This is a genomic window from Pantoea sp. CTOTU50773 (assembly GCF_032082325.1).
In the GTDB taxonomy this organism is placed as follows: Bacteria; Pseudomonadota; Gammaproteobacteria; order Enterobacterales; family Enterobacteriaceae; genus Pantoea; species Pantoea communis.
In genome coordinates, this window is sequence record NZ_DAMDQC010000135.1 from 1 (window position 1) to 11639 (window position 11639).

At 54.7% G+C, this 11639-nt stretch carries 10 protein-coding genes; 1 reads left to right on the forward strand and 9 read right to left on the reverse strand.

The window, feature by feature from the left end:
• The 7 genes from deoC to RT340_RS17840 form a co-directional block, all read right to left on the reverse strand.
• Positions 1–452 (reverse strand): deoxyribose-phosphate aldolase (gene deoC, locus RT340_RS17810; protein WP_313377399.1); only part of this gene is annotated, 452 nt, incomplete at its 3' end.
• Positions 453–744: 292 nt separating this feature from the next.
• Positions 745–1521: a TatD family hydrolase gene (locus RT340_RS17815; RefSeq protein WP_160833663.1), complete on the reverse strand. Its 777-nt coding sequence runs from the start codon at positions 1519–1521 to the stop codon at positions 745–747.
• Positions 1518–2570, reverse strand: a complete 1053-nt coding sequence (locus RT340_RS17820) for a patatin family protein (RefSeq protein ID WP_313377400.1) — start codon at positions 2568–2570, stop codon at positions 1518–1520. Before RT340_RS17820 ends, RT340_RS17815 begins: the two co-directional genes overlap by 4 nt.
• Positions 2571–2748: 178 nt before the next feature.
• Entirely contained in the window at positions 2749–2910 is a 162-nt protein-coding gene (locus tag RT340_RS17825; protein ID WP_007893192.1) for a DUF1328 domain-containing protein, read from the reverse strand.
• A gap of 95 nt (positions 2911–3005) precedes the next feature.
• Positions 3006–3593, reverse strand: a complete 588-nt coding sequence (gene osmY, locus RT340_RS17830) for a molecular chaperone OsmY (RefSeq protein WP_224933861.1) — start codon at positions 3591–3593, stop codon at positions 3006–3008.
• 257 nt (positions 3594–3850) lie between these two features.
• Complete coding sequence (gene prfC / locus RT340_RS17835; protein ID WP_160833665.1) at positions 3851–5440, reverse strand: peptide chain release factor 3; 1590 nt, start codon at positions 5438–5440, stop codon at positions 3851–3853.
• Positions 5441–5784: 344 nt separating this feature from the next.
• Positions 5785–6888 carry a M20 peptidase aminoacylase family protein gene (locus RT340_RS17840; protein WP_058959204.1) on the reverse strand — a complete coding sequence of 368 codons (1104 nt, stop codon included), beginning with the start codon at positions 6886–6888 and terminating at the stop codon, positions 5785–5787.
• Positions 6889–7126: 238 nt separating this feature from the next.
• Here RT340_RS17840 and ftnA point away from each other — a divergent pair, with 238 nt between their 5' ends.
• The gene (gene ftnA, locus RT340_RS17845) at positions 7127–7636 is read left to right on the forward strand and encodes a non-heme ferritin (protein WP_097118111.1); all 510 of its coding nucleotides are present in this window, start codon (positions 7127–7129) and stop codon (positions 7634–7636) included.
• Positions 7637–7805: 169 nt separating this feature from the next.
• On the opposite strand, the gene RT340_RS17850 is transcribed toward ftnA, so the two are convergent.
• Positions 7806–10649: a bifunctional diguanylate cyclase/phosphodiesterase gene (locus RT340_RS17850; protein WP_313377401.1), complete on the reverse strand. Its 2844-nt coding sequence runs from the start codon at positions 10647–10649 to the stop codon at positions 7806–7808.
• Positions 10650–10815: 166 nt separating this feature from the next.
• The coding region (locus RT340_RS17855; protein ID WP_313377402.1) for a hypothetical protein at positions 10816–11639 on the reverse strand (824 nt) is incomplete at its 5' end.

The following is an 11639-nucleotide window of genomic DNA, read 5'->3' on the forward strand; positions in this document are numbered from 1 at the left end:
ATCAGCGCTTCTTCTTTCAGTTCACCGGTTTCGATGATCACTTTCAGCAGCACGTTGGCAGCGGCGCAGGCTTCTTTACAGGCTTTCACCAGCGTAAAACCGATGTCGCGATTACCGGCAATCAGCGCGCGATACGGGAAGACCACATCCACTTCGTCTGCACCGTATGCAATCGCCGCACGGGTTTCTGCCAGCGCGATCTCAACGTCATCGTTGCCGTGCGGGAAGTTGGTGACCGTGGCGATGCGAATATCAGGCGTGCCCTGCTCGCGCAGTGCTTTACGTGCCGCAGGGATGAAACGTGGATAGATGCAAATGGCCGCAGTGTTACCGGCTGGCGACTTCGCCTGATGACACAGCGCGATCACCTTCCCATCGGTGTCATCGTCGTTCAGGGTGGTCAAATCCATCAGTTGCAGGGCGCGTTGTGCGGCCGCTTTAAGATCGGTCATGATGCTCTCCAAAAGGTGACCGGCAGACGACGCCCACCGGATAATGTGATAATTCTAACAAACCACACCTGAATGAATTGCGCTTCATGTCACATGAAAAAAGAAAATTCGTCATATGAATACAATTATTTAGTGATTAAAGTCACAAATAACCGCCAGCACACCCGTTTTCAGGCGCAATACAGGTTGTGAATATTATCACAAAAAAGGGCAGAAAAGGGTAATGCCGATTTTATTACTGTAGCCAATACCCGCCAAAACCGCGGGAAATCCAGATTGTGTCGGGAGGAGGTCAGGCAGGCAGGGCAAACACGCGCAGGCTGTTCTGCCACAGCGTATCAGCAATGATATCGGGCGATTCACTGCGCAACTGACACAGCACATCAAACACGTTGCGCGCGCGCTCAGGACGGTTGGGCTGCCCCTGATAACCCTGCAACGGCATATCAGGCGCATCGGTTTCCAGTAACAGTGAGGTGAGCGGCAGATTAGCAATAGTGTTGCGGGTTTTACTGGCGCGTTCATAGGTGATGGTGCCGCCCACGCCGATCGCATAGCCAAGCTGGATAAAACGTTCCGCCTGCTGCTGGCTGCCAGCAAAACCGTGTACCACGCCACGGCGCGGTAAATCATGGCGACGCAAATGCAGCGCCAGCTGATCGTGAGTGCGACGCGAATGCAGGATCACCGGCAAATCATACTGTTTCGCCAGTTTGAGCTGTGCATCCAGTAATCGCGTCTGCTTATCAAATTGCGCGTCCTGCATATAGAGATCGAGGCCGATCTCGCCGATCGCCACACGTTTACTATCAGGCGTTTTCAACCACTGTTCCAGCTGATCCAGATGCGCATCCTGATGCTCGGCAATATTGATCGGATGCAGCCCTAATGCGGCATACAGCGCCACGTGCTGTTGCGCCAGCTGGCTGACCAGTGCAAAGCGGCTGGCATCGACGCTCGGCACAATAATGCGTTCCACACCCGACTGCGCCGCACGGGCGATGCTGCCTGCGGCGTCATCGACAAAAGGCGGGAAATCGAAATGGCAGTGGGTGTCGATAAATCTCATGCCAGCGATCCTGCATCAAAATCGGCATCATTATCCGCCAGCGGCGGCGTATGCACGGCGCGATTGTCTGGTGCATTCGCCACGGCGGCCGGTGGTGTCACGGTAGTCTGGCGCAGGAACGGTTCGGCATCGCTCAGCCATTGACCTAGCGTCGCGAGGAAATAGCGGCCGCTGCGGCGTCCTAAATGGTAATCCTGATTCAGTGAAGCCAAACGGCTACCCAGCGCCATACTCGCCAGCGGTTTCGGCGGGTAAATTTCAATGATGCGCAGGTCGTCTGGCGGCTGTTCGATAAACTGCTGAATCTCACGATAGCTCTCTTCATGGTGATGCAGGATGTTGATCATCGGCTGCAGTGCGCTGTCACCCAGCCAGCGCTCCATACGTTTGAACCATTTAGGCGTGTAAGACATTTGTGACGGCACGGTGCGGATCACCACAATGGTATCGGCACCGCGTCGTGCGGCTTCACGCACCGGAATCGCATCGCTGATACCGCCATCGAGATAGTTCACGCCGTCCATCAGCACACCGCTGCGATAGAACCCAGGAATGGCGCTGGAAGCTTTGATCACGTCGTGCCAGTTCAGGCTGGTAGGGTTGAAATATTCGGCGCGGTAATCGTCACCGCGACAGGCACACATATAGAACTCGCTGCCTTTGGCAAACAGTCCTTCGGCATTGCTGAGCGACAAGGGAAATTCTTGTTTGGTGATGTCGATCAGCCAGTCGAGATCGATCAGATGGCCACCGCGCACAAAGCGCAACGGATCAAAAAACAGTTTGCTGGTGGTATAACGCGTGATGACGCGGCGCGCGTAGCCCGGTTGGGCGCAAACAAACGCAGACAGGTTTTGTGCTCCTGCGGAGGTGCCCAGCATCAATTGAAAGGGATTAAAACCGGCACGTTGAAACTCATCCAGCACGCCTGCGGTGAAGATGCCGCGTTGACCGCCGCCTTCGCAGACCAGGGCAATTTTTTTTGATTTAAATGGGGTGAGCGCCAGGGGCTCAAAGGTGTCCAGTGACACCGGGATGCGTATTCCCAATGGATGTCCCTCAGTTTTCCTGCTCTGAGGGAGCCGCTGACGGCAGCATCCCGGAGAACCAGTCATTGTCATTCCCTGACCTATTGCATCGTGCAATCGGTGCGGCTAACTATTATGCCGCAAATGACTGGTCTCCGCTTTAGTGACTCGCGGGTTAGCGTTGTGTTAACGCAATCGGTCAGGGTCGTTTACGCCCGGTAAACAGGCTTACGAGGAACAGAATAATACCGACAATGAAGACAATTTTAGCTGCCCATGCTGCCGTACCCGCCAGACCGCCGAAACCTAATGCTGCAGCAATCAGAGCGATGACCAGAAAGATAATACCCCAACGAAACATAAGCCTCTCCTTACCGTAGTGAAAATCGAACTGCTTATTCATACAACATTGTTTTTATTACGAAACGGCACTGAAGCAGTGCCGCTTCGCTCGCGTTAAGATTTCACCTTCAGGTCATTCTTCACGCTTTTGACGCCTTCAATGGCTTTGGCGATTTTCTCAGCACGATCGGACTGTGCCTGGTTCGCCACTTCTCCTGATAACTGCACCACGCCATCGGTGGTTTCCACCTTCACGTTGCGCGATGGCACAATGTCATCTGCTAAAAGCTTAGCTTTGATTTCACTGGTGGTTGCGGTATCGCCCGCATAACCTTTCAATGATGTTTCTTTGCTGTCTTTAACATGCAGTTTGTCACTGACGGATTTCACACCCTCAACTTTCTGCACCAGCGCAACGGCTTTTTCCGCCTGATCCTGCGAAGCGACAAAGCCGCTCAGCGTGACCACGCCCTGATGCGTTTTTACTGAGATATCCGTACTTTTAATCGCTTCATCATCCACCAGCGCCGCTTTGGCTTTAGCAGTGATGCCGCTGTCATCCATAAAACCATCGACTTTTTTCATAGAACTATCGATTTTAGAACCCGTGCTGCTGGTGTCCGCAGCGTAAGCTGCGCCGCCCATCAGAGCAGTGGTAGCCAGAGCGGCAATTAGGGTTTTAGCAATCTTAGTCTTATTCATCGATATCATCCTTCTATCAGTTAACTCACTCGCAACTGCGAATGCGCCAGCAACAAACGGCGTTGCTGCATTCATAGACGTAATGAAACCAGAGGTCTCTTTTCTCGTCCGACAGGATAATCATAGTAGGGATTACAGGTTTTGCTGGCTTTTGTGGTTGATATCTCGCCAAAAAGCGATAAACGCAGCGCAATTAGGAGGAGTCTGTAGGATAAAAATAGGGCCAGTAAAATCACTGGCCCTGTTGTGATGCGGGATTAATGCTCGCGCGTTTTGCGGAACTTCACGTCAGGATAGCGTTCCTGCGTGATGTTGAGGTTTACCATAGTTGGGGCGATGTAAGTGAGGTTATCACCGCCATCCAGCGCCAGGTTCACTTCGTTTTTGCGCTGGAAATCGTCGAATTTCTTCGCATCGCTACATTCAACCCAGCGGGCAGTCGCGACATTGATGGCTTCATAAATCGCTTCAACGTTGTATTCGCTTTTCAGGCGCGCCACAACCACTTCGAACTGCAGCACACCAACCGCACCCACGATCAGATCGTTGTTGTGCACCGGGCGGAACACCTGTACCGCGCCCTCTTCCGACAGCTGAACCAGCCCTTTCAGCAGCTGTTTCTGCTTCAGTGGATCGCGCAGACGAATACGACGGAACAGTTCCGGCGCGAAGTTCGGAATACCGGTGAACTTCATGTTTTCACCCTGGGTAAAGGTGTCGCCGATCTGAATGGTGCCGTGGTTGTGCAAGCCGATGATATCGCCAGGGAAAGCTTCTTCTACGTGCGAACGGTCGCCGGCCATAAAGGTCAACGCATCCGAGATCACCACGTCTTTGCCAGTACGCACCTGGCGCAGCTTCATGCCTTTCTCGTACTTGCCAGAAACCACACGCATGAAGGCAACACGGTCACGGTGTTTCGGATCCATATTCGCCTGGATCTTAAACACGAAGCCGCTGAATTTCTCCTCGCTGGATTCCACCAGACGCGCATCGGTTTTACGTGGCATCGGCGTCGGTGCCCAGGCCACTAAGCCATCGAGCATATGATCGACGCCGAAGTTACCCAGTGCGGTGCCGAAGAACACCGGGGTAATTTCACCGCTCAGGAACAGCTCCTGATCGAACTCGTGGGATGCGCCCTGCACCAGTTCCAGCTCATCACGCAGTTGCTGTGCCAGGTCTTCACCCACCGCCGCGTCGAGATCCGGGTTCGCCAGACCTTTGACAATGCGCACATCCTGAATGGTATGGCCCTTACCGGTTTGATACAGGTAAGTTTCATCTTTGTAGAGGTGATACACGCCCTTGAACAGCTTACCGCAGCCAATCGGCCAGGTGATTGGCGCGCAGGCAATCTTCAGCTCGCTCTCAACTTCATCCAGCAGTTCCATCGGATCGCGGATGTCACGGTCAAGTTTGTTCATAAAGGTGATGATCGGCGTATCGCGCAGACGGGTCACTTCCATCAGCTTACGGGTACGATCTTCAACACCCTTCGCGGCATCGATCACCATCAAACAGCAGTCAACCGCCGTCAGCGTACGGTAGGTATCTTCAGAGAAGTCTTCGTGCCCTGGGGTATCCAGCAGGTTCACCAGACTGTCGCGATACGGGAATTGCATCACCGAGGTGGTGATGGAGATACCACGTTGTTTCTCCATCTCCATCCAGTCAGATTTAGCATGCTGGCTGGAGCCGCGGCCTTTGACGGTACCGGCGGTTTGGATCGCCTGCCCGAACAGCAGCACTTTTTCGGTAATGGTGGTTTTACCGGCATCCGGGTGCGAGATGATCGCAAACGTACGGCGGCGCGCCACTTCATCTAAAAAGGAAGCAATAGACATGTGTGAATTCTTCTTCAAGGGCAACGCGCGGGCGGCGCGCTGCGAATAAATCGTTCCGGGCAAAGCCGGGGGATAACGGAACCAATGGTGACGCAGTGGCGTCAGTTCACAGCAAGATGTGCGCGATCTACATTGGCGGCAGTCCGGTTATCCAGTCAGCATTAAGGCGGCATAGCATACAATATTTCAGCAGGCGGGGAAATCGCGGGATGGAACCTGTGTACACCCTCGCCCTGCCGCTTTCCTGCAGGCGAGAAGAAGAGACTGCTCGAGCGAGGCTTTCATTCAGGGTTACAGCCTCGCCCATTTGCGGGAGAGGCTGGGGTGTGGGAAACGACACACGACTAACCCAATACGCGCACCACTGCCGCCTTAAAGATCTTCACCCCGATCTCCAGCGAACTCAGTTCAAAACGCATATCAGGATGATGCAGGCCCGGCACCAGATTGGTACCCAGCCCCCAGAAACCGGCTTTCACCTGCGGTCTTTTCACCGGGTAGTAGAAGAAGTCTTCACTGCCTGGCGTGGATTTGGTGTCGAGCAGCCCTTCTTCCCCCAGTACATCGACGATCGCTGCCCGGATCACTGCCGTGGCTTCCTCGTGGATTTCTGCGGCGGGCATCTCTTTCAGTACCACCACTTCAGCGCTCGCACCCAATGCAGCCACGCTGTGCTGAATCGCCTGCGTCACTTTCTGTTTCAGCACCTCCATCGGTGTGTTCTCCTGCGAACGCAGATCCCACACCACGCGCGCCTCATCCGGCACGGAGTTGGTGACGCCGGCATCACACAGGAAACGAGTAGCTTTCACGCTCCAGGTTAGCCCCGGTGCCAGGTGGATGCTGTTTACCGCCTGCACCGCTTGTACCGCAGCATCTAAAGCATTCACGCCCAAATGTGGGCGCGCGGCATGAGCAGGCACACCTTTAATTGTCGCTTCCAGCGTACTGCACGCCGAATAAAGCACGGCTGGCGTGGCTTGTCCGACATGGCACTCTTCCAGTGGACGCACATGGAAACCGAGGATCATCTCAACATCCTCCAGCGCACCGCCCTCAATCATCGATAACGCACCCGCACCGAGTTCTTCCGCAGGCTGGAACAGCAGCTTAAGCTTGCCGCGCTTGATCGCACCCTCTTTCAGCAACTCCTGTGCCGCCGTCAGCACCACCGAAGAGTGCCCATCGTGGCCGCAGGTATGGCGTGCACAGGCGACGCCGTTAATGATGTGGCCGAGTGCATCCATATCTGCACGTAGCGCCAGTACCGGACCCGGCACGCCGCTGTCAATTTCCGCCACGATGCCGGTGGTGTGATTAATGCCGCGCGTCACGCTGATGCCAGCCTGCTCAAGCTGGTCGGCGATATAGGCGGAAGTTTTGAATTCTTCGAATCCCAGTTCCGGGATTTCATGCAGGTAATGGTAATGATCTAATACGTTCGACACCGCTAAGCTCCTGACAAGTAAAGGCTCATCACAGCATCCGCCGATGTACGGCTATAATCAATCCAGGGTGAATGAAAATGAGTCAAACCTGAGAACTCTTCGCATTCAATAAATGAAATAATTCCATTTACAATCAATAAGATAATTTCAACTTTTTGTCGAAAAAGCCTTCACAAAAAAGTATAGATTGATGCATAATTCACCGTACTTCACCTGACAAATTAAAAAGGACTCAGCCATGTTAACTGCTGAAATGACCTCTCGCCTGAACGATCAACTGAACCTCGAATTCTTCTCTGCCAACCTGTATCTGCAGATGAGCGCATGGTGCAGCGACAAAGGTTTTGAAGGTGCTGCCGCTTTCCTGAAGATGCATTCTCGCGAAGAGATGGAACACATGCAGCGCCTGTTCGATTACGTTAGCGATGCCGGTTCTCTGCCGGTGCTGGGCAGCATTGCCGCCCCTGCCGTTAGCTGGAACTCACTGAATGACGTGCTGGAAGAAGCGCTGAAGCATGAGCAGCTGATCACGCAGCGCATCAACGACCTGGTACACACCGCGTTGATGTCTCAGGACTACTCAACCTTCAACTTCCTGCAGTGGTATGTGGCTGAGCAGCACGAAGAAGAGAAGCTGTTCAAAACCGTACTGGATAAACTGGCGCTGGTGGGCAACAAAGGCGAAGGCCTGTTCCTGGTGGACAAAGACCTGGGGCGCATGAACGTCGAAGGCCACGGCCAGTCATAATAAAGACGACACACAGCTGAAAACACCACGCCCGGTAATGCCGGGCGTTTTTTATGCTGAAATCGTACGCTTAGATGGCGACGAGCGTACAAACGATCAGGAACATAGACTCAACCAGGGGCGCATCAATGCCCCCCTGCGTTGTCGCATCGCCATACATGGCGACCGCTTACTCCAGCTCTCTCAGACGCAGTTCTGAAGGCTGCGGGCGGCCAAAGAAATAGCCCTGGAACAAGGTACAACCCTCTTCACGCAGCTTGGCGAATTGCTCGCTGCTCTCCACCCCTTCGGCGGTGATCTGAATATCCAGACTGCGGCTCATGCCGGTGATCGCCCGGATAATCGCCAGCGCTTCGCGGCTGTCTCCCATATCGTTGATAAACGACTTGTCGATTTTGATCTTGTCGAACGGGAAGGATCGCAGATAGCTCAGCGATGAATAGCCGGTACCGAAATCATCCAGTGCAATCTGCACACCAATCGCTTTCAGGCTTTGCAGGGTGCGGATGTTACCCAGCGTGTCATCCAGCAGCACCGATTCCGTGATCTCCACTTCGAGGCGATGCGGAGCCAGCCCGGATTCACGCAACGCGCCTTCCACCACCGACACCAGCGAACTGTTCTTAAACTGCAGCGGCGACAGGTTCACCGACACCGACTGCTCGGTGCCCCAACTCTGCGCCTCGCGGCAGGCTTCATATAGCGCATAAGCGCCCAGCATGTGGATCAGTCCGGTCTCTTCGGCAATCGGGATAAAATCATTCGGCATGATCAAGCCCTTAACCGGATGGTGCCAGCGCATCAGCGCCTCATAACCAATGATTTCGTCCTCATTGGTGATTGGCTGATAGTAGAGTTTCAGCTGACGCCCGGTGATGGCCTCACGCAGATCGTTTTCAATCACGCGGCGACTGCGCGCCACATCATCCATTTCCATGGTGAAGTGTTCATAGCGGTTACGTCCGTTGCGTTTGGCTTCGTACAACGCCATATCCGCACAGCGCAGCATGTGCTCCGGCGTGTTGGTGACCTGTGACGTCAACGCAATGCCCACGCTCAGCCCAACGGAAAGATTGTGCCCTTCAACATTAATAGGCGGACGGATCGCTTCGATCAGGCGCTGAGCCACCACCGCCGCTTCCTGCGCGTTATTGATATTCGGCAGCACGATAGCAAACTCATCGCCGCCAATACGCGCCAGCGTATCATGGTCGCGCAGCGCACTGCGCAAGCGTTTTGCCACCACGCGCAGCAGATCGTCACCAATCTGATGGCCCAGCGCATCGTTAACGTTCTTGAAGTTATCAAGATCGAGGCACAGCGTGGCGCTCAACGCATGGTGATGATTATCCTGACGCAGCGCTTCACTCAGCTTCTGCCGGAACAGAATACGGTTTGGCAGGCTGGTAAGGTTATCGTGGTGCGCCATGTGGTGAATACGCGCATCGGCTTCACGCTGATCGGTAACGTCCTCAACAATCAGCATCACGTAGTTCTGACGCATATCTTTGCCACTGATGGTGGTGGCGCGGGTATGCAGAATACGATCACCGCCTGCGGTCAGCAGCAGCTGCTCGCGTGAATGGATGCCTTCGCTGCGCAGCGCGATATCCGCCAGGCTGTTGAAATAGTCGCTCAGCTCCGCCGACATACACTCGTGCGGACGCTTGTGCATAATCAAAGATTTACTGACGCCAAACAGCTGCTCGGCTTTGTCATTAACCATCAAAATTTCGCGGCTGATGGCGTCTTCCACAATCACGCAAGACGGAATGTTAGCGATGATGGTATCGAGGAAACCAGACAGCTCAGACATCTTAGCGCTCTGCGCCTGCGCCAGATCCCGCGCACGCAGCAGTTGCTGCTCGTTCTCACGACGTTCGGTGACATCACGGGTGATCTTAGCAAAGCCGATCATCTTGCCATCTTCATTGTGGATGGCATCGATCACCACATGCGCCCAGAACGCCGAGCCATCTTTACGATAGCGCCAGCCTTCATCTTCAAATCGGCCGGTTTTCAGCGCAATACCTAGGTTGGCTTCCGGCGTGTTGGCCAGCCGCTCCTGAGAACCGTAAAACACTGAAAAATGCTGGCCGACAATCTCCTCGGAAAGATAGCCTTTGGCACGCTGTGCCCCGGCGTTCCAGTTCACTACACGGCCCTGCAGATCCAGCATGTAGATAGCGTAATCGGTCACACCTTCCACCAGCAGTCGGAAGGTTTTCTCGTATTCCTGCTGTTTGCGTTGCAGCTCGCGCTGCTCGGTGCAGTCACGGGTGATTTTGGCGTAGCCAATCAGCTTGCCCGCATCATCACGAATCGCATCAATGATCACATGTGCCCAGAACGCGCTGCCATCTTTGCGATAGCGCCAGCCTTCATCCTCAAAGCGCCCGGTTTTGAAAGCGGTGCTGAGGTTTTTCTCAGGGATATGATTTTTGCGGTCCTGCGCACTGTAGAAGCGTGAGAAGTTCTGACCAACAATCTCTTCGGCCACGTAACCTTTGGCACGCTGCGCGCCGGCATTCCAGTTTTCGACGTTACCGTCGAGATCAAGCATGTAGATGGCGTAGTCCGTTACGCCTTCAACTAATAAACGGAAACGTTGCTCCTGTTCCTGCTGTTTGCGCTGCTGTTCTTGCTGAACCGTGCAGTCGCGGGTGATTTTGGCAAAGCCCAGCATTTCGCCGAAGTCGTCGCGAATCGCATCTATCACCACATGTGCCCAGAAGGCGCTGCCATCTTTACGATAACGCCAGCCTTCGGTTTCGAAGCGCCCCACCGCTGTCGCAATGGAAAGCCCGCGCTGCGGCGCCCCGTTTTTACGATCTTCTTCGCTGTAGAACAGCGCAAAATTTTTGCCGACGATTTCGTCCGGCGTATAACCTTTGGCGCGTTGCGCTCCTGCATTCCAGTTGGCGACGGTGCCATCGGGTTTGAGCATGTAAATGGCATAATCCACCACGCTCTGCACCAGCAGCCGGTACATGACGTCAGAGTTATTATTCATTGTTGTTCGCCTATTGCTGGCCTGGTATTAATTGCTTCTTAAGAAAAATCTTAATTACCGTGGAGACTTAAACGCAAAAGCGCAGCGCTGACAAGCGTTAATCGTCCACAGACAAAAGTTGGTAGTCAGGTTATCGGCAATGGCGAAAAAACATTCAGAGGGATACTCAATATATTCTGCTACGTTGACGCTGCTCCTGGGGAAAACGCGGACTATCCAGATGGCACTGCAGGGGGAGATGCGCTTGCCAGCATAATGGCGCGCGTGTCGCTAAAATCGGGCACTCTGCCGCCGCAATAAAGGCCGGGATCACGCGCTGGGCAGCGGTTTTCTCAATTAACCATAGCTGATCGTCAAGCGGCGGATGGACGTTCCACGGCAGCCAGCGTGCCTGCTGCTCGGCCAGCAGCCGCGCAGCGCGTGTGCCGGGCGCAACGTGACTGCTGAAAATCAGCTTAAAGCCTGGCTGAGCACTGAGCTGCGCGGCTAAGCCGCTGTCGGCCACCGCATCGGCCGCCACAATGACATCTGCAGGCCGCCATTGTTCCGGCTGCGGCTGTTTCAACAAGCGCACCAATCCCAGCGCCGTGGTGGCGGGCAGTTTGTCCATCGCCAGCAGTTGCGCGACCTCACTGCGAATTTGCGGGCAGAGCTGAACCGCCAGCCCCCGTGCGGTGAGCTGTAAAGCCACTTCCGGACCGCGTCCGTGTTCCGGCACGGCAATCACCGCGCCGTGGGTGGCGGCCATCCCCAGTGCATCCATCTGATCGCACAAACGCTGCGTGCGATCGCCGTAGGACGCATCAGTGATCAACAGCTTAGCCTGCGGCGGGCAGTCAAACGGCAACAGCAGCGCTTCGCGGCTCCAGTCGCCCATATAGGTGATGCCACCGGCAATCGGCAGATGGAACCATACCGAACCCGGTGAATGGCCGCTGCGGCCGGTAAACAGATTTAACGGGCCAATGGCCGTTTGCCCGCGTAGCGGTA

Bases quoted from the DNA above. Each gene is read 5' to 3' on its own strand.
- RT340_RS17815 (WP_160833663.1), bottom strand. From the start codon at position 1,521: ATGAGATTTATCGACACCCACTGCCATTTCGATTTCCCGCCTTTTGTC.
- RT340_RS17825 (WP_007893192.1), bottom strand. From the start codon at position 2,910: ATGTTTCGTTGGGGTATTATCTTTCTGGTCATCGCTCTGATTGCTGCA.
- osmY (WP_224933861.1), bottom strand. From the start codon at position 3,593: ATGAATAAGACTAAGATTGCTAAAACCCTAATTGCCGCTCTGGCTACC.
- prfC (WP_160833665.1), bottom strand. From the start codon at position 5,440: ATGTCTATTGCTTCCTTTTTAGATGAAGTGGCGCGCCGCCGTACGTTT.
- ftnA (WP_097118111.1), top strand. From the start codon at position 7,127: ATGTTAACTGCTGAAATGACCTCTCGCCTGAACGATCAACTGAACCTC.
- RT340_RS17850 (WP_313377401.1), bottom strand. From the start codon at position 10,649: ATGAATAATAACTCTGACGTCATGTACCGGCTGCTGGTGCAGAGCGTG.